The sequence below is a fragment of the Sporosarcina obsidiansis genome (genome assembly GCF_009651005.1).
In the GTDB taxonomy this organism is placed as follows: domain Bacteria; phylum Bacillota; class Bacilli; order Bacillales_A; family Planococcaceae; genus Sporosarcina; species Sporosarcina obsidiansis.
This window is the reverse complement of the sequence record NZ_WHVW01000001.1, coordinates 103,998-127,412: the sequence shown is the minus strand read 5'-3', so window position 1 is coordinate 127,412 and position 23,415 is coordinate 103,998. Positions and strand designations below refer to the sequence as shown.

Here is a 23,415-nt window from a genome sequence, read left to right as displayed (position 1 = left end):
ACTCTCTCTAACTATTAATTGTATCATATTTCCTATTTAATTTGCATAGTTCCTTAGGATTTTACATGAATTGTCGGATTTTGGTGGTCTAGTTACAGAATTTCATGAGAGTGTGAGGTCTTTTTATGGAGCAGTGAGTGCTCATGTACGTGACAAGAGGCTGGGACATAAGTAGAAAATCTATTGTAATTAAAAATTAAAACCGTGTGAAACCAAGGTTCTTGTAACTTGGATTCACACGGTTTTTCATTTTATCGAGTTTTGTCCCACCCTTACTATAGATACTTATTTAAAAGCAGTTGTAGCGGTGACAGCTTTTTTCCAACCTTTGTAGAGTTCCACTCGTTTATCTTCATCCATCTGAGGTTCAAATGGACGGTCCAGTTTCCAATGCGTAGCGATTTCAGTGCAGTCTTTCCAAAACCCTACCGCAAGGCCAGCTAGATAGGCCGCCCCTAATGCAGTCGTTTCATTGATCGTTGAGCGCTCAACAGGCACATTCAGCAGATCTGCCTGAAATTGCATAAGGAAGCTGTTAGCTACCACTCCACCATCGACACGCAATGTCTTCAGCGAAATTCCTGAATCTGCCTCCATCGCATCGAGGACGTCTTTCGTTTGGTAAGCGAGGGACTCCAGGGTGGCTCTCACAAAATGTTCTTTGGTCGTGCCACGAGTTAAACCGAAAACTGCGCCTTTAACATCACTATCCCAGTAAGGCGTGCCGAGTCCTACAAACGCAGGGACAACGTAAACACCGTCCGTAGAATCGACCCGCTTAGCGTACTGTTCACTCTCTGCAGAGTTGCGGAGCATACGCATTCCGTCACGCAACCATTGTATGGAGGAGCCTGCTACAAAAATACTTCCTTCTAAGGCATATTCTACTTTTCCGTTGATTCCCCAGGCAATGGTAGTCAGCAACCCATGCTTGGAAGTGACGGCTTTTTCGCCCGTATTCATTAACATAAAGCAGCCAGTGCCATATGTGTTTTTGACCATTCCACTTTCAAAGCAAGCTTGACCAAATAGTGCAGCTTGTTGGTCACCCGCGATTCCTGCAATGGGTGCTTCGTGTCCAAAGAAATGAGCGGCTTCCGTATGTGTGTAGATTTCTGACGACTGGCACACGTTCGGTAGCATCGAAATCGGCACATTCAATATAGAGAGCAGTTCTTCATCCCACTTGAGTTCATGAATGTTGTACATCAACGTGCGAGATGCGTTGGAGTAGTCCGTCACATGGGCTTTGCCGCCTGATAGCTTCCATATGATCCATGTGTCGATCGTTCCGAAGAGCAAGTCGCCATTTTCTGCTTTTTCCCGAGCACCTTCCACATTGTCCAGAATCCATTTCACTTTCGTCCCCGAAAAGTATGCATCGATGAGTAATCCCGTTTTATTGCGGAATAATTCATTGTAACCGTTTTCTTTCAAATTCTCACAAATCCCCATTGTTTGTCGTGATTGCCAGACAATCGCGTTGTAAACGGGATTCCCTGTATGTTTATCCCATACGACCGTAGTTTCACGTTGATTGGTAATACCAATTGCTTCAATTTGTGTAGCTGCAATATTTTTTTCAGAAATAACTGCTGCAATGACAGATAAGATCGAACTCCAAATTTCGTCTGCATTGTGTTCAACCCAGCCGGATTTCGGAAAATACTGTGTGAATTCTTGCTGTGCTGTATGATGAATTTCGCCTTTTGAATCAAATAAAATAGCACGTGAACTAGTAGTCCCTTGATCTAGTGCCAAAATATATTTTTCTGTCATCATCTATTCCTCCAGTAAACTAGTTGGTCTTTATTATACATGTTCTTACTTTGCTTCTGCTTTTGAAGTGCTTGACAGTTGATAGACGGATTTCGTTTCTTTTCGTACGGAATATTGAGCAGCCAACAGAACTGCTAAGACGATCGCCCCGACAATCCAAAATGCCACACTATTTTCCCCAATAAAAAATTGTTTATAAAATAAAGCGCCAAATGCACCACCGAGAATGGGACCCACAACTGGAATCCAAGCATACCCCCAATCGGACTTCCCTTTTCCAGGTATCGGCAAGAAGAAATGTGCGATACGTGGTCCTAGATCGCGTGCTGGATTGATGGCGTAACCCGTCGTTCCACCGAGTGACATTCCAATTGCGATAATGAGGGCACCGACAATTAATGGATTTAACCCTTCAGTAAATTCATTGGCTCCGATTGAAAGCAATCCAAGAAGTAATACAAATGTTCCAATAATCTCACTTGTCAGATTAGATAGTGGATGACGGATAGCTGGAATCGTCGAAAAGACTGATAATTTCGCTTCTTGGTCCTCAGTTTCTTTCCAATGCGGTAAATATTGCAAATATACAATGATTGCTCCGATTATGGCACCTATCATTTGAGCCGCAATATACATCAGCACGTCCGCCCAGGCGAAATCTCCAATACTAGCAAGCCCGATCGTCACAGCAGGGTTTAAATGTGCACCGCTTACTCCTCCGACTGCGTACACACCCATGGCAACCGCTAGTCCCCAACCGATGGAAATGACAATCCAACCCGCACCTTCCGACTTGGACTTCTTCATGAGAACCCCACCAACTACCCCGCCACCAAAAATGATCAAGATCATCGTTCCGATTAACTCTCCAACAAAAGGTGTCATCTTTTTCTACTCCCCTATCCTGTAGTGTGGTTACAGAAAGCAAAAAATGCCCACAATTAAATCCTTGCGCTAATGCAAGAAATTAACTGTGGGCTCCTGAACTCAACCACGTGTATGAACTTACTAACCAGTATATCCTTGTTAAAATTATCTGTCAACAGTTATCTTTATCTTTCGTAAACGACTCCCACAGCAAGTGATCCGATGTAGTCACAGCCACTGCACCTGCACCAAGCGCATCGGCTATATGCTTTTTCGTGCGGATCAGCCCCCCATTGATGATCGGTATACCAGTGTGCTCCTGTACTTCTTCAATTAATTCCGGGATAACGCCAGGCAACATCTCAATGAAGTCAGGCGCGGTTTGCTGAATTAATGAATAGCTTTTCTCGAGTGCGATCGTATCGAGTAAGAACATGCGCTGGATCGCAATGATACCTTTGGCCTTTGCTTTCGCAATCATATTTGATCTAGTGGAAATGATGCCAGCCGGGCGAATGTCGTTGCATAGGAAATCCGCTGCGTAGTTATCGGTTTTTAATCCCTGGATCAAATCGGCATGAATGATGAGTTTCTTGCATCGTTTATCGGCTTCTAGTTTCAAGGTTTTCAAATTGCTTATATGCACTTCCAATAAAACGATATATTCGAAAGGACTGGCTAGGAGCCTCTCGAATTGTTTCATCGTCCGCGCTGCCGGTAAGATTTTCTGACCGTGAAAAGCCATCGTGATGATCTCTCCTCCATCAAAGTTTTCCTTTACTATACCATGTTAGATGACTGTCGTAGCTTTTCTTATTTCTTCATTCAATTCTTGCTCGTATTTCAACTTCTGTGTTTCCGTCCAATCCAAAATAGCTGCCATTTCATGTAACACATCTGATTTTGCAGCCCTTACGTTATCCATGTGGAAATATAGATCACCTGTACGGCGGACGAAGAAATCTGTCGGTTTCACCGTCATTTCCTGTTCGATGGCATAGCGCAATTTAACGTACAGAATACGCGGCATGTCAGTTGCAGGTTCGTAAGGAATCGTGAATACCTTCTCTACGTTGGAGCCATACAGCGAAGCCAGGTGCCGACTTTCGCGTTCTGTAAAACCAAGTGCCTGTCCTCGTTCAATAGCTGTTTGGATGAAACGTTGATAATTCGAAGACCCACCGATATCTCCACCTGAAATCGGGAATCGTTTCGTTATGCTGTGCGGGAATTTACGACCGGTTTCATCGGACAGCTGTCGGACGACTTTGTTCACTACTGTCTCCGCCATCTTGCGGTAGCCTGTGAGTTTTCCACCCGCAATCGTTATAAGGCCTTTTTCCGATTCCCAAATCTCATCCTTTCTCGAAATTTCAGATGGATTCTTGCCGTCTTCGTGAATCAACGGCCGAACACCTGCCCAGCTGGACTCGATATCGTCTTCCGTCACGCAGACTTCGGGGAACATGAACTTGATAGCATCTAGTATATATGTGCGATCCGTAGCCGTGATCTGCATTTCTTTCGGATCGCCTTCGTAAAACGTATCCGTCGTGCCGATATATGCTTTTCCTTCACGCGGTATCGCAAAAATCATACGCTTATCTGGTGTATCGAAATAAATTGCCTGATGGAGCGGGAAAACAGACTGATCAAAAACAAGATGTATGCCTTTCGATAAGATTAAATGTTTTCCAACAGAATGACCAGCCATACTTTTCACATCGTCTACCCAAGGACCCGCCGCGTTGATTACTTTCTTCGCTTTAATGGTTAGATGTTGATCGGCAATCGTGTCACGCACTTGCACACCTGAAATTTTATTCTGATCATTGTAGATGAATCCCTCCGCTGTCGTGTAATTCAAGATCACCGCGCCTTTTTCCGCTGCGGCTTTCATTACTTCAATCGTCAACCGTGCGTCATCTGTGCGATACTCCACATACATACCGCTACCGCGAAGTCCTTCCTTTTTCACAATTGGCGCTTGTTTCAATGTCTGCTGCACGTTCAACATCGTCCGACGCTCAGACTTCTTGACGCCTGCCAAGAAATCGTACACTTTCAGTCCAATCGATGTAGAGAAGCTTCCAAATGTACCACCTGTATGGAAAGGAAGCAGCATGCGTTCAGGTGTCGTGACATGAGGTCCATTCTCGTAAACAATCGCCCGTTCCTTACCTAATTCAGCAACTTCCTTGATTTCAAATTGCTTCAAGTAGCGCAATCCTCCATGAACGAGTTTTGTAGAACGACTGGACGTGCCGGATGCAAAATCCTGCATCTCCACAAGTGCTGTCTTCAATCCGCGTGTTACCGCATCTAATGCGATGCCAGCTCCCGTAATACCGCCACCAATTACGACGACATCAAAAAACTCTGAATTCAATTGATCAACTAATGCTGTACGTTCCAATGAAGAAAATGTTGTCATTTCTCTCTCTCCCTTAAATGAAATATAAAAAAGAGACCTCAAAAGAATGATCGCTTGACGCAATCATTCTTTGAGGTCTCTCAGTAGCTCAAACCAGTAGTATTAACTTACTTTGTATTATATCATATTTCGAAAAAATATCAAATATTGGGATTGGCGGTTAGCCTGTAGTAAGCCTAAACATCCGCCTTTTGCTTCGGGCTCTCGTTTTTCCATTTTTGTCTAGTTGCTTCCCCTCCACGGAGATGCCGGATCGATTTATGATAGGCAAGAATTTCCGCGACTTGTTCCGATAGGCCGGGATCGACGTTCGGTAGTCGCTCGGTCAAATCTTTATGGACCGTGCTTTTTGAGTAGCCGGTCGCATTGGCTAACGCGCGCACTGTCAAGTTCGTCTCGATCAACAACTTTCCTAGACGTACGCAACGCCTTCTAATTTGCTCGTGCACGCCCTCTTCCTTTCTCTTTTCACTCCTTTAAGGTGTTCTATTGTATGCGTGGGAAAACCTCGATATTACGGTGTTTCCTAGAGAATAGCGATCGATCACCCAAATAACCTACTATTCACTGAATCTTCTTTAAAGTATGGTAATGAAATGGTACAATCATGAGAAAGTTACCAAAAGATAAGGGGGTGTCCTATTTTGTATAAATTTGTAATGCCGGAAGTTATTTTTGGCAAAGGGTCGATCTATCAGGCCGGGGAGGGTTGTGCCCGGTTAGGTGCGCAAAGAGTGCTGATTGTTTCGGATGAAGGAGTGATTTCCGCAGGTTGGACAGACATTGTGAAAAAGAGCTGTCTCGATGCAGGGCTGTCGGTGTCTTTGTTTTCAGGACTCAGCATGAATCCTACTTGCGAAGAAGTCGTGGCATGTACCGAGCAATATATCCAGGATGAATGTGATGCTGTGCTAGGAGTTGGTGGTGGAAGTGCCTTAGATGTTGCAAAAGCGGCTGCCCTCCTCTCTACGAACGGCGGCCATATTCGAGATTATGAAGGTGTCGATCACATTACTAAACCGCTTCCTCCGCTTGTCATGGTGACTACAACTGCTGGATCCGGGTCGGATGTGTCTCAGTTCTCAATTATCTTGGACCAAGAACGAAAAAAGAAAATGACGATTGTATCAAAGTCATTGGTACCTGATATTTCAATTGTCGATCCGACTGTTCTCTCTACTAAAAGTGCGCGACTAACTGCTTCGACAGGTTTGGATGTGTTGACACATGCTATTGAATCCTATGTAAGCATTGCTTCGAATCCTCTTACCGATGTGCACGCAAAAAACGCAATTCAACTATGTGCAAATTATTTACGTCCATCCGTTGCGTCGCCTGATCATCATCATGCAAAGGAACAAATGGCGATCGCAAGCCTTCATGCGGGACTCGCTTTTTCGAATGCAATTCTAGGAGCTGTTCATGCGATCGCTCATTCCATCGGCGGACACTACCCTTTTCTCCATGGAGATATCAATGCGGTCATGTTACCACATGTGATGAAATTTAATGCCATAGCGGCTCCCGAAAAGTTTCAAGTCATTGCAAATTTATTAGGGGAAAACACGAGTGGACTTTCTTACCAGGAAGCGAGTGATCGTGCCATTTCTCACGTGGAACGACTTGCGATAGACATTGGTGCGCCCTTAACATTAACGGGCATGGGATTTAAAGAATCGTCTATCCCGATCATTAGTAAAATTTCATTGGAAGATGCCTGCATGATCACGAATCCGAGAGAGATCTCGGAAGACGAAGTATCTAGGCTTCTCTACCAAGCATTGTAGGTGACCATAATGGATAAACAAGAAATGATCGATTTACTGACAGGTGTTCAATCCTCTAAAAAGAATTATTATACGGAACTCAAGAACACGGTCGCTCAGCTGACTAAGAAAAACAAACAACTAGAACTAATCAATGAATTGATGCAAGGCTTCTCCATTAACTTTTCAGTTGAGCAAATGCTTCAACAGACCTTTCGTAGTCTTCAAAAGATTTACCCGATCGAACAAGTTGGCATTGTCTTGGAGCAAAATCTTCAAATGGCGCCTGCCTATGTTTTTCCTGCTCCGACTGTTTCGTTAGTAGACTTGCCCATACTAATTCCAGAATATGCATTATTTGAGAAGGTATTTGCGACAGGTGAAGAAACATTACATTCTTCTGAAAGATCATTTGGGGATCAAGAAGACTTACCTGTAGTGGCCTATTTAACTCCGCTCAAAAGTAGTGGGACGACAATTGCGGTGTTGTATTTGTCAAGTCGTTCGGTGTTTTGCCAATCAGAAGAAGATCTTGACTTTTTCAATCAGCTCGCAAGCCAGATAGCGGTCTGTCTGGAGAACGCAAGGCTCTATAGCGAAGTCTTAGCGCGAAAGCAACAATGGGAGGAAACATTTCGGGCTGTTTCTGATGGAGTGTTGATCATTGGCGCGGATGGAACGGTGCAACTTCAGAACAAGGCGGCCTTTGCTGAATGGCAACTTCAAGTGGGTGAAGATATCCGAACGTTCATAAACACAGCAGCTCGATCTGGAGATGACCCTTTAGCCAAGACAATGGAAACTGGAATACCTCAATCTGCTGAACTTCATTTTAATCGACAATTGTATGATTGCTCTTGTTATCCTTTATTTGAAGAAAACCGATCGATCAAAGCTGTTGTGGTCTACAGTAAAAATGTAACAGTTAAACGGGAAATGGAAGTTCAATTGATACATTCCAATCAACTTGTAGCGATTGGTGAAATGGCAGCCGGTGTCGCTCATGAATTGAATAACCCACTGACTGCGATTATTGGAAACTCACAGCTTTTATTGAGAATGGTGGACGCGGACGATGAACGAATACCGTTGTTAGAGGATATTGATTCTTGTGGAAAACGATGTCGAACAACCATTCGTAGTCTCCTCGCTTTCTCCAGACAAGAAAACAGTCCCTTTACCATTTGCTGTCTGAATGATGCGGTCTCCCAAGCGCTGGCTTTGACGAAACGACAATTTGAAAATCAGCGGATCACTATTCAAACAGAACTGTCTTCGCTCTCCCCTATACTCGGGAACGTCCAGCAGCTCAGCCAAATCCTCGTCAATCTCTTGATCAATGCAAAAGATGCTTTAGTAGGCTGCGAAGAGATTGATCGCAACATTACGATTCAAACGCAGGAAACACAAGAGTCTGTGGAGCTGATGTTGACTGATAATGGAGCGATGATTGCTCCACATATTATAGACGATATCTTCCATCCGTTTTTCACGACAAAAGATAGTGAAAGCGGGACAGGTTTAGGCTTATCGGTAAGTCTAGGGCTAGCGCAGGCGCATGGAGGCACGCTTTCTGTAAAGCAATACGATGATCCAGCTCGGAAAGTATTCCATTTGACACTTCCCATTCATTGTGAAAGGCAGTGATGATAATGACTCATCTGTTGATAGTTGAAGATGAAATAGAGTTGGCCCGTTTTTTGACACGGCTTTTCTCCTTGAAAGGATTCTCGGTGTCTCATTTGAAAAACGGCGCGGAGTTTGATCAATTAGGTGATGTTTCAAAATTTGATCTGGCCTTTCTTGATGTTCGACTACCTGATCGTAATGGTCTTGACGTGCTACAAGTGATGAAAACAAAAGCGCCGAACTGCCCTTGCATTGTCATGACAGGCTATAGCACGGTGAAGCTTGCGGTCGACGCCATTCGTTTCGGAGCTGTTGATTTCATTGAGAAACCGTTTGAAGATATCGGAGAACTTGAGCAAATTGCGGATCGTTATCTGCAATTCACTGAACTGCCCTCTACTTCTGAATATAGTCAGCTAGCTGATAATTTAGGGATTTACTTAGGACAGTCAGAGGATATGCATGATTTGTATCAATTAGCCTATAAGATCGCAAACAAACAAGTCAATATCTTAATTGAGGGAGAAACCGGGACGGGTAAAGAAATGCTAACAAAGTTTATCCACACGGCAAGCCATCGCACGGCAGGGCCCTTGATCGGCGTAAACTGCGGTGCATTATCTGAGACTCTATTAGAAAGCGAGTTATTCGGCCATAGTAAAGGTTCATTTACTGGGGCGGTTGCCGATCGAGTAGGCTATTTCGAAGCGGCTTCATCTGGTACATTATTTTTGGATGAAATTGCGGAGGCTTCTCCATCGACACAAGTAAAACTGCTGCGTGTATTAGAAACGGGTGAGTTTACAAAGATCGGTGGAACCAGAGCCCAAAAGACAGAAGCCCGAGTGATTTCTGCTTCCCATGCAAATTTGGAGGAGGCGGTTAAGAAGGGAACATTTCGTGAAGACTTATTGTACAGATTGGATATCGTCAAGCTTGTCATCCCTCCTTTGCGAGAACGAAAAGAAGATATCCCGTATTTAGTCGAACGGCTAAGAAAACAGATAGACGAGACTATTGTAATCTCTGATGAAGCCCTTGCTATTATGCAGCACTATGATTGGCCCGGAAATATGCGGGAGCTCGCTAACACAATTCGGCATATGGGTGCCATATCATCGGAAGGGAGCATCATCACGGCTACGCATCTTCCTGCAAAGCTGACAAGCAGCCAAATATCACTTTCTCCCGAGCAACAATCACTTGAATTTATTGATGAATGGCGAATTTTTTCAAAAAAGGTCACACATGTCTGTAAAGGGAAGACAGAATTCGAGTTAGAGGAACTGCTAGCAAACATGAGGACTATGGAGAAAAAGCTCGCCAAAACAATTATTGAAAACACATTAACGGAAACAATCGGCAATCGAAAGAAAGCTGCTAAAAAGCTAGGGATCACTGATCGTAAAATCCGCTATTATTTGAATGAAGTGTAGTCGGTTTTGATAGTAATAAGGGGGGTCTAGAACGTCTTACTAAGTTAATAGACACAAGTTGAGAGTGCATGAGTTATCTTTTTGAGGCTACTTTACTACGTAAGAAAATCGCCAGAAACGGCCGACTCCTGCGGGAACAGCACGAGTCTCGAGACCCCACAGCGAAGCGAGGAGGCTCGAGCCGTGCCCGCGGAAAGCGTGCCGGTTCTGGCGATTTTCAGCTTTTAGAACAGTCCCTTTTCTTACTTCTTTACATGCTGTCGCGGTTAAACGGCAGATGGTAGTTTGTCTTTGTTTTAATTTAAAAGAATCCTAACTTGCTTTCGCTGTAGCTGACGAGCATATTTTTTGTTTGCTGATAGTGAGAAAGCATTTGCAAGTGATTTTCACGTCCAATTCCAGACGCTTTGTAGCCACCGAATGCCGAATGAGCTGGATAAGCGTGATAACAGTTCGTCCATACTCGTCCTGCTTGGATGCCGCGACCAAAACGGTAAGCTGTATTCATGTCACGCGTCCAAACACCAGAGCCAAGTCCATACAATGTGTCATTCGCGATTTCTAAAGCCTCTTCATGGTCCTTAAACGTCGTGACCGCTACTACTGGGCCGAAAATCTCCTCTTGAAAAATACGCATATTATTATTTCCTTTAAAAACTGTCGGCTTCACATAATAGCCATCTCGTAAATCGCCTTCCAATTGGTTGCGCACGCCGCCTGCCAAGCATTCCGCACCCTCCTGTTTCCCGATATCTAAGTAAGACAAAATCTTCTCTAGCTGTTCTTCTGATGCTTGGGCACCCATCATAACGGTCGGGTCAAGCGGATTACCTGTCTTGATCGCTTGAACACGTTGTAAGACGCGCTCCATAAATTTGTCATAGATCGATTCATGAATTAATGCTCTGGATGGGCATGTACATACTTCTCCTTGATTGAGAGCAAACATAACAAATCCTTCAATCGCTTTATCTAAGAAATCATCGTCTTTAGACATCACATCTTCAAAGAAAATATTTGGGGATTTCCCCCCAAGCTCTAAGGTGACAGGAATAATATTTTGAGAAGCATATTGCATAATGAGTCGGCCTGTGGTGGTCTCTCCCGTAAATGCAATCTTGCTGATCCGCGGATTGGACGCTAAAGGTTTCCCTGCTTCCAGTCCAAATCCGTTGACAATATTTATTACTCCTGGTGGCACCAGGTCTTCAATTAATTCCATTAACACTAAGATAGAAGCAGGCGTCTGCTCAGCTGGCTTTAGCACAACACAGTTCCCTGCAGCAAGTGCTGGTGCGAGCTTCCATACCGCCATGAGAAGCGGGAAATTCCAAGGTATAATCTGACCAACCACGCCAAGCGGCTCATGAAAATGGTATGCGACGGTGTCCTTATCGATTTGACTAATACCGCCCTCCTGTGCACGAATAGCCGAAGCGAAGTAGCGGAAGTGATCAATGGCAAGTGGCAAATCTGCATTCAGCGTTTCGCGTACAGCTTTTCCGTTTTCCCATGTTTCTGCTACAGCAAGCATCTCTAGATTCTGTTCTATCCGATCAGCTATTCGTAACAATACATTTGCACGTTCAGTCACCGACGTGCTGCCCCACGCACCCTTTGCCGCGTGCGCAGCATCTAAGGCCAGCTCAATATCTTCTGCTTGTGACCTGGCCACTTGTGTGAAGACTTTGCCCGTCACAGGCGTTACATTGTCAAAATACTGACCATTGATCGGCGTTACCCACTTGCCACCAATGAAATTATCGTACCTCTCCTTAAAATGAACATTTGCGTCTTTAGTATTTGGATTCGCATAAATTGTACTTTCCGAAGTTTGTACCATACTGAATCTCACTCCCTAACTCTCATATTCTGGTTTTCATCGCGCTCGATTCTCTATCTCCTTTCTATAACTAGTATGAAAACGCTTACTACTATGTATTGCAAAATTCATGCCAACTTGTAAATTTACAGAGAATCTAGATTTTCGCCTCTACCTTTTCGTCTTCAAGCCAAACATTCGGCTGAATTGACGTTTTTTCGGCTAGATGGGACAGAATTTTGTCAAGGATGAGTAAATAGCAAAAAAGCCATTCCGGGGGGCTGGAATGGCTTAGTGGATTGTTTTATTAAATTAAAAGGCTAAATAATTACGCGGATTCACTGCCACGCCTTCTTCCTGCACTTCAAATTGTAAATGTACGCCCGCTGCCGGGTTCCACTCATTCTGTGTAGCAGATGCGATAATTTGTCCTTGTTGGATTTCATCGCCTTCCTTCACGAGTACACCAGTTAACGAACCATAGACGGTCGTCTTTCCGTCCGCATGTTTGATTTTGATTTCACTGCCTTTGAATGAATCTACGATCACTTCTTCTACCGTTCCACTCATCGCCGCTGCCACTTCAAACGGTTGTCCATCAATTGAAATAGCAAGACCTGTGCTTGTGACATAGCTTTGTTTGAACACTAGCAATGCTTTTTCACGCATAGATTCTTCTGCTTGCGGATCATAAAATTCTTGTAAAATAGCGACTTGCTCTAGTTGGTCTTCGTTAAATGGATACTTAAGTGTTTCTTTCTCTGCATTTGTTTCCACCGTGACACTGTCTTTCGGCTGATCAATCTTCGCAACTTCTGACTTCGTCGTTTCATCCTTTGTCAGTGCGGAGTATCCCCATACCATACCGATAAATAGGAGCGCGACGCTCGTATAAATGGCAGGCCAGAACCAGCCGTTTTTCATTTTCTTATTCTCCTGAGAAGGGGCCTTTGGTTTTTCTTCTCGCATTGTCATCACCTCACTTGCATTCTTTGCAAGTTAAGAGGATTTTAAACATTCATCTTCAGGTAAATTTATTTTTTGTATTTTCGTCCCAGTATAATAATGCGATATAATTTGTTCCGCTGTCCAGCCTTTCTGTGCAAATGCCTCTGCTCCATATTGACTCATCCCCACGCCATGTCCGTATCCTAACGTGGTGATATGAACAATTTGATTGTTCACATCATAGGCGATATTAAAATCCGTAGATGCTAAATTCAACTTTTCTCGAATTTGACGTCCACTCGTTTCGTAATTATTCGTTATTATTTTCTGAACACGCCCTGTTTGATTCCTAACTAATTGAAGTGCACGAAATTCATCAGCATCCCACTTTAAGCCAAGTTTCCGATTCCACTCCGTTAACGTCATTTGTAATTTACGTTCGACTGTGGGCGCAACCTCTTCCTCGCCAGGACTTTCTACACTCTGTAAATACTCCACCGGGTTTCCGCTGAAGTTTTGCGCTGCTTCCGTTTTACCATTAGATGTAGAAAAGAACATGGCCGAAATGATTTCTTCTCCATGTACAATGATATCGCCTCGCGTAGCTTCTGCTGCTGCTCTAATTTTTTTCTCGTTCTGCTTGAAAGATTTCCCCCAGCGCTCTTTTCGTTCAGCTTCCGTTCGATATACCTGTGCAGAGACATCCTTCGCGATCGGTTTCGCACCTTTATCTGTATTTCGTGCTGCATAGGTACGAGCTGCAATCACTTGAGCTTTTAGCGCCTCTTCATGGAAGTCTGCCGGCATCTCACCCGCAACTACACCTACCACATACTCTTCCAATGAAAGCGGCTCGTCCACTCCAGTGACGGTAATCATGATGTCACAACTCTTCTCCTTTCTCTGATCTACCAGTTTCAGATCTGGTGCTTTTTTAGCAAGGATGGGAATAAAAAATAAACCAAGAATGATGAATAAAAGGAGTAGTTTTTTGTACATACTACACACTATGCGCGTGTGAAGTTTTTCATGCGAGAGGTTTCATAAGTTGTTTGGAGAACCGCGCGAAAGTCGTCACAGAACGAGCAATTAAGAAGTATGACAGAGCGAAAGTCAAAGCGAAGCGAGCTAAACTTCATATGTAACGATCCAAAGTTTAATTTAACCGAGCCAAACCCACCAGGGACCAAGCCATTAGTCAAAAAACAGCAAGAAAAAACCATGAACGACGAGCGTCCACGGTTTTTGATACATTATACAAATTGAGTTTCAGTAATTTCTTGTTCAGAAGAGACGCGTGTGATATCTGCTCCAAGTGCCTTCAGCTTTTTATCGAAATCGACGTAGCCGCGATCTAGATGAATAAGTTCAGTAACACGAGTGACCCCTTCTGCGACGAGGCCTGCTAAGATAAGTGATGCAGCGGCACGCAAATCTGTTGCAGCAACTTCAGCTCCTTGAATCTTAGATGGTCCAGAGACGATCACAGAGCGTCCTTCAATTTTCACATCGGCATTCATGCGGCGGAATTCTTCCACGTGCATGAAACGATTTTCAAATACAGTTTCAGTTAATACACCTGTGCCTGTTGCAGTTAACATCAACGCCATCATTTGCGATTGCATATCCGTTGGGAATCCAGGATGCGGCATCGTTTTCAAATCGACTGCCTTTAGTGGATGCTTCGCTGTTACACGAACGCCTTCATCCAACTCAGTAACTACAACGCCCATTTCAGTTAATTTGGAGATCAATGCTGTACAGTGTTCAGGGACTGCGTTTTCAATCACAACGTCTCCGCCTGTAATCGCAGCAGCCACCATGAAGGTTCCCGCTTCGATACGGTCAGGAATAATGTGATGAGTAGAGGCATAGAGTGTAGGGACACCTTCGATACGAATATTGTCCGTACCAGCTCCCACTACTTTACCGCCCATTTCATTGATGAAATTTGCCAAGTCGACGATTTCAGGTTCTTTTGCGGCATTTTCAATAATAGTCGTGCCTTCCGCCAATGCCGCAGCTGTCATGATATTCTCCGTTGCGCCTACACTTGGGAAGTCCAAATAGATTTTCGCGCCTTTTAAGCGTCCAGCAACCTTCGCTTCCACGTGGCCATGTCCAAATGAAATCTCAGCGCCCATTGCTTCAAAGCCTTTCAAATGCTGATCGATCGGTCTTGAACCGATTGCACAGCCGCCTGGTAATGCGACTCGTGCAAAGCCGTTACGCGCTAGCAAAGGACCCATTACCAAAATGGACGCTCGCATTTTACGTACGAACTCAAATTGCGCTTCATCTGCCAATTTCCCTCGTGAATCAATAATCACTTCACCATTTTCTGGATCATGTATGATTTTCGCATTTAAGCTCTTGAGTACTTCATTGATCGTCCGAACATCCGATAAGTTCGGCACGTCACGAATCACGTTTACTCCCTCAGATGCCAATAAAGCAGCCGCCAAAATCGGTAATACTGCGTTTTTCGCACCTTCCACACGTACGTTCCCTTGTAAAGTTCGTCCGCCGTTAATAATAATTTTTTCCACCACTAGCCCCTCCGAGTCAAATTTATCCTTCTACCACAAACTATTATCATCAATAAACATTTTTGTTGTCAGTTCCAATACTTCTTCAGTTCGTTAAAATACACATAAAACACATCCTATTGTACCCTGTAAAACTTTACTAGACAAGTAACTTCTGGCGCAATTTTCGGGTATTTCTTATGTACCCTAGTATATGTGTCAAATTGACACAATGTGTTTATTACAATCGTGTAATATTGGACATATTTAACGTAATACCCTAGTTTTCTAGATTATACACGCTTTCACTAATTTTTTATTTGCATTGGTACATATATGCGAGTTAGATCGGCATCCTAGCTAGTGAATTGACTAGGCGTCTAGGCATTTTAGGCATTTGCGTTGCAGGCGAGACGTTTTTTAGGACCTGGTTTGAGTTAAGTAAACAGCGAAGTATTCATTTTGTATAATTTCTGTGTTTTTGTGTAAAATATGTTCGCTTAAAAGGTTTTAACTTCTTTCAGCCGGAGTTCCGACTCCCGCTGTGAAGATTGTGAACGAACTTCAGCTGAAGGAAATCAAAACCACGTGGACCATCTTCCTGACCAATAGGATATGTCTAAAAAGAAATTTGATACAGTCGAACCAATTGCAATACTTAGCAAAATAAACAAAAGTTGTGCTTGCATGACCCGATTTTTACGAATAATCGCTTCTGGTAGGATCGCTTGCAATGCATAAAAACTAATACCAATAAAAATAATATGAGAAACAATCGCAAGTAATGGGTTGCTGCCGAGCATACTCATAGTTTTGGTCTCCTCTCGAAATAGTGGTTTGGAACATTTTGATTCTCGTTTCTATCGATGATTTGTGATTTTGGAGCGGACCGATACATGTTTCGAGCGGTTCTTCGGGACTTTGGAGCGGTCTGCGTTAGGTTACGCTCGGTTCTTCTTGATTTTGGAGCGGTTCGCTTCAAGTTTCGCTCGGTTCTTCATGACTTTCGCTCGGATCAATAACTTTGGGCTCACAGCAAGTTAGGCTTTGAAGATAATTACCAAAGCATTACAAAGAAAAAATGGGCGAACAGAAATAATGTCTGTCCGCCCACCTATTATTTACACACGTTGCTCATACACTTGCATACGGTTGATCGCACGCTTTAAATCAAGCTCAGCCATTCGCAAATCAAGACTGTCGGATTTTTTCTTCAAGTCCGTTTCTGCTTTTTCAGCTGCTTTTTTTGCGCGAGCAATATCAATGGACTCAGCCATTTCAGCACTCTGCGCCAATACAGTGACCACTTCGGGACGGACCTCAATGAAACCTCCGTGGACCGCGACAGTTTCTGTCTTGCCGTCTGTTTTTAGGCGAAGCGCACCAATTTGAAGTGGTGCTACCATCGCGATGTGGCCGGGAAGTACCCCGATCTCACCAGCTTCGGTAACTGCAATCACCATGTTCGCATCCATTTCACAAACAGGGCCGTCGGGAGTGACAATATTCACTTTGATTTTACTCATTTTTTCCCCTCCTGGTCCCTTAAACTTCTACGCCCATACCTTTTGCTTTTTCAATAACTTCTTCGATACGTCCGACCAAACGGAATGCATCTTCCGGTAAGTGGTCATATTTACCTTCCAAGATTTCAGCAAAGCCTTTGATTGTCTCAGGAACTGGAACATAAGAACCTTTTTGTCCTGTAAACTGTTCAGCAACGTGGAAGTTTTGAGATAAGAAGAACTGAATACGACGAGCGCGGTCAACAACCAACTTGTCATCCTCATCCAACTCATCCATACCCAAGATTGCAATGATATCTTGCAATTCACGGTAACGTTGTAACGTTGTTTGAACTTCACGTGCTACACGATAATGCTCTTCCCCAACGATTTCTGCACTCAATGCGCGAGAAGAAGAAGCAAGTGGATCCACTGCTGGGTAGATACCCATCTCGGAAAGCTTACGCTCCAAGTTCGTCGTTGCGTCTAAGTGAGCAAATGTTGTTGCCGGAGCCGGATCCGTATAGTCATCCGCCGGTACATAAATTGCTTGGATTGATGTAACCGATCCTTTGTTTGTTGATGTAATACGCTCTTGTAATTGACCCATTTCTGTAGCCAATGTCGGCTGATAACCAACCGCAGATGGCATACGACCGAGTAGGGCAGAAACTTCAGAACCTGCTTGTGTAAAGCGGAAGATGTTATCGATGAACAATAGAACGTCTTGTCCTTGCTCATCACGGAAGTGCTCAGCCATAGTCAAACCAGAAAGTGCTACGCGCATACGTGCACCAGGTGGCTCGTTCATTTGACCGAATACCATTGCCGTTTTCTTGATAACGCCTGAATCTGTCATTTCCCAGTACAAGTCATTACCTTCACGAGTACGTTCTCCAACACCTGCGAATACGGAAATACCACCGTGTTCTTGCGCGATGTTGTTGATCAATTCCTGAATTAGAACTGTTTTACCTACTCCCGCACCACCGAAGAGTCCGATTTTACCACCCTTGATGTATGGTGCAAGCAAGTCAACTACTTTAATTCCAGTTTCGAGAATTTCAACCTCTGTAGAAAGGTGTTCAAATGTAGGTGCAGAACGGTGAATTGGATCACGTTGTGCATCAGCCGGAACTGGTTCAGCTAGGTCGATTTCCTCGCCTAGTACGTTAAATACACGTCCGAGTGTAATGTCGCCGACTGGAACAGAAATAGGTGCACCTGTATTCACTACTGGAGTACCGCGTTTCAGACCGTCTGTCGAGGACATTGCAATCGTACGAACCGCATCGTCACCAAGGTGAAGTGCTACTTCTAAAGTCAAAACTTCTACTTCTCCGTTAGAACGATCGATATTAACCTTCAATGCATTATAGATCGCAGGAAGTTGGCCGTCTTCGAACTTTACGTCAACAACCGGACCCATAACTTGAAGAATATGTCCATTACTCATGCTTTTCCCTCCTGTCTTACTTTCCTTCAATTCAATTATTCAAGTGCTGCTACGCCGGCTACGATTTCAGTGATTTCCTGAGTAATCGCTGCTTGACGCGCACGGTTAAATTGTAATGTTAACGAATCGATTAGTTCAGACGCATTGTCTGTCGCCGTCTTCATCGCTGTCATACTGGAAGCATGTTCGCTCGCTTTTCCATCCAGTACTGCTCCATAAATGAGACTTTCCGTGTATTGCGGAAGAAGTGTTTCGAGAATCGCTTCAGCAGATGGCTCGAACTCATAAGAGGAAGTAGCTGATACGGATGAAATATCTGTGAGTGGAAGCAATTTACGTTCAGTTGCTTCGTTGGAGATGGCGGAGATGAAGTGATTGTAATAAAGATACACTTCATCGTAAACGCCTTCTGTGAACATGCCAACAGCCCGATTCGCGATGTCTTTTACTTCTTCAAAACGAGGGTGATCCGAAAGACCAATCAGACTTTCTTCAATCTTGTATCCTAGACGACTGAAGAATTCATATCCTTTCCGACCGATCGCAATGATGACCACTTCGTCTTTGGACTTATGGCGTTTTTCGATTGCACGAGTTACGGCACGGAAAATGTGAGCGTTGTATCCACCGACTAATCCACGGTCAGAAGTAACTACGATGTAAGCAGTCTTCTTTACGGGACGTGCTGTCAATAGTGGATGCCCTGAATCTTTCGTCACGGCTGCAATGGCACCAACCACTTCTTCTACTTTATCCATGTACGGAACGAATTTTTTCGCATTCACTTCGGCACGGTTCAGCTTAGAAGCAGATACCATTTGCATCGCTTTCGTGATTTGACTCGTCTTTTTTGTTGAAGTAATACGGCTTTGTATCTCGCGTAAGGACGCCACTGGCTATTCACCACCTTTATTTTTAGATCAAACAACAATAGATTACGCTTCAGAAGTTACGAAGTTTTTCTTGAATTCATTGAAAGCTGCACTCATTACGTCATCAGCTGGAAGATCTTTTGTTGTACGGATGTGATCTAACACTTCAGTGTGGTTTGATTCTAACCAGCTAGTGATTTCACTTTCAAAACGCAATACGTCTTTAACTGGAATATCATCGAGATAACCGCGTGTCAATGCATAAAGACTGACGACTTGGTATTCGACTTTCAATGGTTTGTTCAAGTCCTGCTTCAAGATTTCAACTGTACGCTGACCGCGGTCAAGTTTCGCTCTTGTAGAAGGATCTAGATCCGAACCGAATTGAGAGAATGCTTCAAGCTCACGGAACGCTGCCAAGTCCAAACGAAGTGTACCGGCAACTTTCTTCATCGCTTTAATTTGCGCCGAACCACCTACACGGGATACGGAAAGACCTGCGTTGATTGCAGGGCGTACGCCCGAGAAGAATAGATCGGATTGAAGGAAAATTTGTCCGTCCGTAATTGAAATTACGTTTGTTGGAATATAAGCGGAGATGTCCCCTGCTTGTGTTTCAACGAATGGTAATGCTGTAATTGAACCTGCTCCTAGTGAGTCGTTCAATTTCGCAGCACGCTCAAGTAAGCGGCTGTGTAGATAGAAGACATCCCCTGGGTAAGCTTCACGACCTGGAGGACGACGAAGTAGCAAGGAAAGTTCACGGTAAGCTGCTGCTTGTTTAGATAAGTCATCGTAAACAATTAGAACGTGTTTGCCTTCGAACATGAATTCTTCTGCCATAGAAATACCTGTATATGGTGCCAAGTAAAGCATTGGCGCTGGGCTTGATGCAGAAGCTGTAACTACGATTGTATAGTCAAGTGCACCGTTACGACGTAAAGTTTCAACAACTCCACGAACAGTAGATTCTTTTTGTCCAATCGCTACATAAATACAGATCATATTTTGGTCTGCTTGGTTTAGAATCGCATCGATTGCAACAGTTGTTTTACCTGTTTGACGGTCACCGATGATCAATTCACGTTGTCCACGACCGATCGGAACAAGCGCATCAATCGCTTTGATTCCTGTTTGTAATGGTTCGTGAACAGATTTACGTGCCATAACCCCTTGTGCTGGGCTTTCGATAGGACGAGTTTTTGTTGTGTTGATTGGACCAAGTCCATCAACTGGTTGTCCAAGTGAATTGACGACACGGCCAATCAATTCTTCTCCGACTGGTACTTCCATAATACGGCCTGTGCGACGAACTTCATCGCCTTCTTTAATGTCAGTGTATGGCCCAAGGATAACGATACCTACGTTGTTCGCTTCCAAGTTTTGTGCCAGACCCATTACGCCGGTAGAGAACTCAAGAAGTTCCCCCGCCATGACATTGTCGAGGCCATGAGCAAGTGCGATACCGTCACCTACACGGATTACAGTACCTACTTCACTTACTTCCATTTCAGACTGATAATTTTCGATCTGCTGTTTAATCAGACCGCTAATTTCTTCAGCTTTAATGCCCATGTATGTCACCCCTCTTAATTCAAATTAATTGACTAATTGACGTTCAAGACGCGCTAACTTCGCGCTGATGCTACTGTCATATATTTGGTTGCCGATCTGAAGGCGAATGCCTCCAATTAGGCTTGGGTCAATCAAATTTTCGATATGCAATGCTTGTTTCCCTACTTTGTGTGCAAAGGCAGTGGAAATTGCATTGTTCTCTTCAACAGTAAGCGGACGAGTAGAGTAAACTTTTGCTTCGGCGATTCCAGACGCTTCATTCGCAATATCTTGGAAATCTTCGATAACGTTCAGTACTTCTCCAATACGACCTGCATCGATGAGCACATATAATGTGTTCAATACGAGCTGATTCGCTTCACTGAAAAATTGCCCAATTAGTTGTTTTTTTCGTTGGATCGAGAACTTAGGAGAGATTAACATCTCGCTTAATTCCTTTTCACCTTCAAAGATTTTCTTTAGCTCTTTCAAGTCTGTTTGCACAGCTAGAGCTTGTTGTTTTTCCTGTGCAGCATTAAATAATGCAACGGCATAACGTTTTGCGATTACCGATTGGCTCATCGCCCTTCGCCTGCCTTCACAATCGTTTCTTCAATCAATGCGCGGTTATCTTCTTCGGAAATTTCTTTCCCAAGAACTTTAGACGCAGCCAAAATGGATAGAGATACGAATTCTTCGCGAACTGCAGCCACAGCTTTCTCTTTTTCTGTTGCGATTTCGAGAGTCGCTGCTTCTTTCATTCGGTTTACTTCAGCGCGTGCAGCCGTAATCAGCTCTTCACGTTGAGTGTCACCTTGTTTCTTTGCATTTTCGACGATGGATTGTGCATTATCACGTGCTTCTTTCAATAGAGCACGTTGTTCTTCAAGAAGCTTTGCAGATTCTTGACGGCTTTTTTCGGCTTGTTCGATCTCCGTGGCGATTAATTGCGCCCGTTGATCCATTACACCCATTAACGGACCCCATGCGAACTTCTTGAGAAGTACCATGAGAATCGTGAAAAATACGACAGTGACGATGATGTCACCTAAATTGAGTCGCTGGTTCAAACTTGCTAAAAATCCTGCGTCAGCATTTGCTGATAAGAGGACGAAGGTATCCAACACGATTGTTTCACTCCCTTCAAGAGCTCATGACTCTTTCGTTTCAGTCTTCTGCCGAATTGGCAGAATCATTCTATGTTCAAGCATTTCATGTGTTTATCCACATAAAGGAATGGCGAAGACCCAAACTACGTGCTTCGCCATATGATTCAAAAATTATTTGTTCATTACGATAAACGCGATAACTGTTGCGATGATTGGAAGTGCCTCAACCAATGCAACCCCGATGAACATTGTTGTTTGAAGAACGCCGCGTGCTTCTGGTTGACGAGCGATCCCTTCAACTGTCTTAGAAACGATCAAACCGTTACCGATACCTGCGCCAAGTGCACCTAGACCAACTGCTAGTGCTGCTGCCAATAAACCCATAGTGTATTTCCTCCTAATATTTGTATAGTTTTGATTTCCCTAAATAGGGTATTTCTATGTTTAGTGGTCTGTGCTGACTTTGTGAGCCATATAGACCATCGTTAACATAACAAAGATAAATGCTTGGATCGCTCCGATAAATACAGAGAAACCTAGCCAAGCGATTGCTGGGATTACAGCTCCGACTAAGCCGAAGATACTGGAAGCCCCTAAAGTTGCAAGCAAGCCGATTAAGATCTCACCCGCGAAAATGTTCCCGTAAAGACGAAGACCGAGTGTCAACGTATTTGCGAATTCCTCAATGATTTTCAGTGGAGCCAAGAAAGGAATCGGTTGGAAATATGTTTTGAAATAACCACCCATTCCGAGCTGTTTGATGCCATAGAAATGCGTTAACGCAACAACTGTAGAAGCGAGGGTTAACGTGATAACTGGATCGGCTGTTGGAGATTTCCACCAAAGCTGATGATCCCACACGATTGCGAATGGCAATCCGAGCATATTTGCCACAAAGACAAACATGATCAAGGTGATACCTAGTACGTGGAAGCGGCCTCCCGTTTTCCAGTCCATGTTATTTTTAATGATGCCTTTGACAAAGTCCATGACCCATTCCATGAAGTTTTGCATGCCCGTAGGTTTCATTTGAAGCCGTCGAGTGGATGCAACTGCAATCAGGAACACGACCAGACATGTCACAAACAGCATCAATATATTCGAAGGGTTGAACCCGATTCCGAATAAAACAAAATGTGGATTTTCATGATTCACGTTTTTGTTCACCTCCCCTTGCTAATAAAGTGTCAATGCTCCCTATGGAATAGCAGTCGATCAGTAAACAGTAATAGATAGGGTACCATTAACCCGATTACCGTGCTGATCAAGTCAAACTCTTCCGGCAAAGATAGTGCAATGGCTGCCGCCGCTACACCTGATCCAAAACGTAAGCCCATACCTAATGACTTTGCGCGCTTCTGTTCTGTAATGGCACGATCAAACCGTTCCATCCGTCGAACAAGTATCCAAAAATTATACATACCGAAAAGTGAACCTAAGATGAGTCCAGCGAAGAATGTCCGGTAGTCCAAAAAGAACCAGCCGAGTCCAAACAATGCAAGCAAAAAAAATAAGCTTTTCTTCTGCCGACTAAAAATTTCCTGCATACTTTGCATTGTTGGTGATTCTCCCATTTCGTATTTGGATTCCAGCACTTTGAAGTGTTCAGTAGATCTTCCGACGAATGTCGAAAGCGATGAGACTTTGTCGTTTTGATCCTTTTTGAACGACATAGATTCCTTGCATAGGAATCTGGAAATTGTAAGTGAA

Annotated in this window: 22 protein-coding genes; 3 read left to right on the top strand and 19 right to left on the bottom strand. The window is 43.8% G+C overall.

The features are described from left to right. Positions 1 to 285: 285 nt before the first annotated feature. From glpK to GD002_RS00585, 5 genes are all read right to left on the bottom strand, one after another. Positions 286 to 1,782, bottom strand: a complete 1,497-nt coding sequence (glpK, locus tag GD002_RS00605; RefSeq protein ID WP_153730384.1) for a glycerol kinase GlpK — start codon at positions 1,780 to 1,782, stop codon at positions 286 to 288. 42 nt (positions 1,783 to 1,824) lie between these two features. Further along, a complete protein-coding gene (locus GD002_RS00600; protein WP_153730383.1) occupies positions 1,825 to 2,664 on the bottom strand; it encodes an MIP/aquaporin family protein in 840 nt (279 codons plus the stop codon). A 154-nt stretch (positions 2,665 to 2,818) separates the two neighbouring features. Then, positions 2,819 to 3,391, bottom strand: a complete 573-nt coding sequence (locus GD002_RS00595) for a glycerol-3-phosphate responsive antiterminator (RefSeq protein ID WP_153730382.1) — start codon at positions 3,389 to 3,391, stop codon at positions 2,819 to 2,821. A 45-nt stretch (positions 3,392 to 3,436) separates the two neighbouring features. Beyond that, positions 3,437 to 5,080 (bottom strand): glycerol-3-phosphate dehydrogenase/oxidase, encoded by a 1,644-nt coding sequence (locus tag GD002_RS00590; RefSeq protein ID WP_153730381.1) that lies wholly within the window; start codon positions 5,078 to 5,080, stop codon positions 3,437 to 3,439. A gap of 176 nt (positions 5,081 to 5,256) precedes the next feature. Continuing rightward, positions 5,257 to 5,529 carry a sporulation transcriptional regulator SpoIIID gene (locus GD002_RS00585; protein ID WP_153730380.1) on the bottom strand — a complete coding sequence of 91 codons (273 nt, stop codon included), beginning with the start codon at positions 5,527 to 5,529 and terminating at the stop codon, positions 5,257 to 5,259. A gap of 210 nt (positions 5,530 to 5,739) precedes the next feature. Here GD002_RS00585 and GD002_RS00580 point away from each other — a divergent pair, with 210 nt between their 5' ends. From GD002_RS00580 to GD002_RS00570, 3 genes are read left to right on the top strand one after another with little or no spacing between them, the layout of a single operon-like run. Next, positions 5,740 to 6,867, top strand: a complete 1,128-nt coding sequence (locus tag GD002_RS00580; protein ID WP_153730580.1) for an iron-containing alcohol dehydrogenase — start codon at positions 5,740 to 5,742, stop codon at positions 6,865 to 6,867. A 9-nt stretch (positions 6,868 to 6,876) separates the two neighbouring features. After that, positions 6,877 to 8,493, top strand: a complete 1,617-nt coding sequence (locus tag GD002_RS00575) for a GAF domain-containing sensor histidine kinase (protein WP_153730379.1) — start codon at positions 6,877 to 6,879, stop codon at positions 8,491 to 8,493. Between the two features lie 5 nt (positions 8,494 to 8,498). Continuing rightward, positions 8,499 to 9,911: a sigma-54-dependent transcriptional regulator gene (locus GD002_RS00570; RefSeq protein ID WP_153730378.1), complete on the top strand. Its 1,413-nt coding sequence runs from the start codon at positions 8,499 to 8,501 to the stop codon at positions 9,909 to 9,911. A gap of 301 nt (positions 9,912 to 10,212) precedes the next feature. Here GD002_RS00570 and adh read toward each other — a convergent pair whose 3' ends face one another. The 14 genes from adh to GD002_RS00500 form a co-directional block, all read right to left on the bottom strand. Further along, positions 10,213 to 11,754: an aldehyde dehydrogenase gene (gene adh, locus GD002_RS00565; RefSeq protein WP_153730377.1), complete on the bottom strand. Its 1,542-nt coding sequence runs from the start codon at positions 11,752 to 11,754 to the stop codon at positions 10,213 to 10,215. Between the two features lie 291 nt (positions 11,755 to 12,045). Continuing rightward, positions 12,046 to 12,657 carry a M23 family metallopeptidase gene (locus tag GD002_RS00560; protein ID WP_228548236.1) on the bottom strand — a complete coding sequence of 204 codons (612 nt, stop codon included), beginning with the start codon at positions 12,655 to 12,657 and terminating at the stop codon, positions 12,046 to 12,048. A 75-nt stretch (positions 12,658 to 12,732) separates the two neighbouring features. After that, complete coding sequence (spoIID, locus tag GD002_RS00555; protein WP_228548235.1) at positions 12,733 to 13,560, bottom strand: stage II sporulation protein D; 828 nt, start codon at positions 13,558 to 13,560, stop codon at positions 12,733 to 12,735. Positions 13,561 to 13,934: 374 nt separating this feature from the next. Next, positions 13,935 to 15,230, bottom strand: coding sequence for a UDP-N-acetylglucosamine 1-carboxyvinyltransferase (gene murA, locus GD002_RS00550; protein WP_153730374.1), 1,296 nt, complete (start codon positions 15,228 to 15,230; stop codon positions 13,935 to 13,937). A gap of 557 nt (positions 15,231 to 15,787) precedes the next feature. Beyond that, on the bottom strand, positions 15,788 to 16,018 hold the full coding sequence (locus GD002_RS00545) for a DUF1146 family protein (RefSeq protein WP_153730373.1): 231 nt from the start codon (positions 16,016 to 16,018) through the stop codon (positions 15,788 to 15,790). Positions 16,019 to 16,330: 312 nt separating this feature from the next. Continuing rightward, positions 16,331 to 16,735 carry a F0F1 ATP synthase subunit epsilon gene (locus GD002_RS00540; protein WP_153730372.1) on the bottom strand — a complete coding sequence of 135 codons (405 nt, stop codon included), beginning with the start codon at positions 16,733 to 16,735 and terminating at the stop codon, positions 16,331 to 16,333. A 19-nt stretch (positions 16,736 to 16,754) separates the two neighbouring features. Continuing rightward, positions 16,755 to 18,170 carry a F0F1 ATP synthase subunit beta gene (gene atpD / locus GD002_RS00535; RefSeq protein ID WP_153730371.1) on the bottom strand — a complete coding sequence of 472 codons (1,416 nt, stop codon included), beginning with the start codon at positions 18,168 to 18,170 and terminating at the stop codon, positions 16,755 to 16,757. A 35-nt stretch (positions 18,171 to 18,205) separates the two neighbouring features. Next, complete coding sequence (atpG, locus tag GD002_RS00530; protein ID WP_153730370.1) at positions 18,206 to 19,063, bottom strand: ATP synthase F1 subunit gamma; 858 nt, start codon at positions 19,061 to 19,063, stop codon at positions 18,206 to 18,208. Positions 19,064 to 19,105: 42 nt separating this feature from the next. Beyond that, entirely contained in the window at positions 19,106 to 20,617 is a 1,512-nt protein-coding gene (gene atpA, locus GD002_RS00525) for a F0F1 ATP synthase subunit alpha (protein WP_153730369.1), read from the bottom strand. Between the two features lie 24 nt (positions 20,618 to 20,641). Beyond that, positions 20,642 to 21,178: a F0F1 ATP synthase subunit delta gene (locus GD002_RS00520; protein WP_153730368.1), complete on the bottom strand. Its 537-nt coding sequence runs from the start codon at positions 21,176 to 21,178 to the stop codon at positions 20,642 to 20,644. Beyond that, complete coding sequence (atpF, locus tag GD002_RS00515; protein ID WP_408020066.1) at positions 21,175 to 21,726, bottom strand: F0F1 ATP synthase subunit B; 552 nt, start codon at positions 21,724 to 21,726, stop codon at positions 21,175 to 21,177. Before atpF ends, GD002_RS00520 begins: the two co-directional genes overlap by 4 nt. Before the next feature lie 150 nt (positions 21,727 to 21,876). After that, positions 21,877 to 22,089 carry a F0F1 ATP synthase subunit C gene (atpE, locus tag GD002_RS00510; RefSeq protein WP_009766206.1) on the bottom strand — a complete coding sequence of 71 codons (213 nt, stop codon included), beginning with the start codon at positions 22,087 to 22,089 and terminating at the stop codon, positions 21,877 to 21,879. 60 nt (positions 22,090 to 22,149) lie between these two features. Continuing rightward, positions 22,150 to 22,860, bottom strand: coding sequence for a F0F1 ATP synthase subunit A (atpB, locus tag GD002_RS00505; protein ID WP_153730367.1), 711 nt, complete (start codon positions 22,858 to 22,860; stop codon positions 22,150 to 22,152). Positions 22,861 to 22,892: 32 nt separating this feature from the next. Then, positions 22,893 to 23,261, bottom strand: a complete 369-nt coding sequence (locus tag GD002_RS00500; protein WP_153730366.1) for an ATP synthase subunit I — start codon at positions 23,259 to 23,261, stop codon at positions 22,893 to 22,895. Positions 23,262 to 23,415: the final 154 nt, after the last annotated feature.

Excerpts from the sequence above, each read along its gene's own strand:
- atpD (WP_153730371.1), bottom strand. The coding sequence starts at position 18,170 with ATGAGTAATGGACATATTCTTCAAGTTATGGGTCCGGTTGTTGACGTA.
- GD002_RS00600 (WP_153730383.1), bottom strand. The coding sequence starts at position 2,664 with ATGACACCTTTTGTTGGAGAGTTAATCGGAACGATGATCTTGATCATT.
- GD002_RS00595 (WP_153730382.1), bottom strand. The coding sequence starts at position 3,391 with ATGGCTTTTCACGGTCAGAAAATCTTACCGGCAGCGCGGACGATGAAA.
- GD002_RS00575 (WP_153730379.1), top strand. The coding sequence starts at position 6,877 with ATGGATAAACAAGAAATGATCGATTTACTGACAGGTGTTCAATCCTCT.
- GD002_RS00545 (WP_153730373.1), bottom strand. The coding sequence starts at position 16,018 with ATGAGTATGCTCGGCAGCAACCCATTACTTGCGATTGTTTCTCATATT.
- GD002_RS00590 (WP_153730381.1), bottom strand. The coding sequence starts at position 5,080 with ATGACAACATTTTCTTCATTGGAACGTACAGCATTAGTTGATCAATTG.
- GD002_RS00560 (WP_228548236.1), bottom strand. The coding sequence starts at position 12,657 with ATGAAAAACGGCTGGTTCTGGCCTGCCATTTATACGAGCGTCGCGCTC.
- GD002_RS00520 (WP_153730368.1), bottom strand. The coding sequence starts at position 21,178 with ATGAGCCAATCGGTAATCGCAAAACGTTATGCCGTTGCATTATTTAAT.
- spoIID (WP_228548235.1), bottom strand. The coding sequence starts at position 13,560 with ATGATTACCGTCACTGGAGTGGACGAGCCGCTTTCATTGGAAGAGTAT.
- adh (WP_153730377.1), bottom strand. The coding sequence starts at position 11,754 with ATGGTACAAACTTCGGAAAGTACAATTTATGCGAATCCAAATACTAAA.
- GD002_RS00570 (WP_153730378.1), top strand. The coding sequence starts at position 8,499 with ATGACTCATCTGTTGATAGTTGAAGATGAAATAGAGTTGGCCCGTTTT.
- atpE (WP_009766206.1), bottom strand. The coding sequence starts at position 22,089 with ATGGGTTTATTGGCAGCAGCACTAGCAGTTGGTCTAGGTGCACTTGGC.
- GD002_RS00580 (WP_153730580.1), top strand. The coding sequence starts at position 5,740 with ATGCCGGAAGTTATTTTTGGCAAAGGGTCGATCTATCAGGCCGGGGAG.
- GD002_RS00500 (WP_153730366.1), bottom strand. The coding sequence starts at position 23,261 with ATGCAAAGTATGCAGGAAATTTTTAGTCGGCAGAAGAAAAGCTTATTT.
- glpK (WP_153730384.1), bottom strand. The coding sequence starts at position 1,782 with ATGATGACAGAAAAATATATTTTGGCACTAGATCAAGGGACTACTAGT.
- atpA (WP_153730369.1), bottom strand. The coding sequence starts at position 20,617 with ATGGGCATTAAAGCTGAAGAAATTAGCGGTCTGATTAAACAGCAGATC.
- GD002_RS00540 (WP_153730372.1), bottom strand. The coding sequence starts at position 16,735 with ATGAGTAAAATCAAAGTGAATATTGTCACTCCCGACGGCCCTGTTTGT.